Genomic DNA, 388 nt, shown 5'->3' on the forward strand with positions numbered 1-388 from the left:
GAAAAATTGGGAATTTTTCTACAAAATAGTGCGTTCTCGAAGTAGATTTTAACTAAATGAACCTTCTTACGATTCTCTTGTTTGTTTGAAGGCATACTTCTCCCTTGTAGACGATTGATTCAAAAAAATAACGTGATAACTGATTTAAATCCATTGACTGGATCGCCGTAGGCACTCGAAGACCCTATAGAATTCAGTTTGATACACATGATAACTCGACAATTTTAGATTGGCTCGTCTGCCTGTTTGCACAAGTTTGCTAGCGACTTTAAGGAATGTTAGTCGGATTGAATGAATAGTCATCCCTTGGTTCTTTTTATCAAAGCCGATAGTCTTTAGACAGTTGATGAGGTTGTATGCAAGCAGACTAATCATCATTCTGACATGA

General features: G+C 36.9%; 1 protein-coding gene. It reads right to left on the reverse strand.

Annotated features, from left to right (window positions below):
* Positions 1-144: 144 nt before the first annotated feature.
* A partial coding sequence (locus ACEN4N_RS11525) for a transposase (RefSeq protein ID WP_407094272.1) occupies positions 145-388 on the reverse strand: 244 nt, incomplete at its 5' end.

The sequence above is a fragment of the Ruoffia sp. FAM 20857 genome (assembly GCF_045528645.1).
Taxonomy (GTDB): Bacteria; Bacillota; Bacilli; order Lactobacillales; family Aerococcaceae; genus Ruoffia; species Ruoffia halotolerans.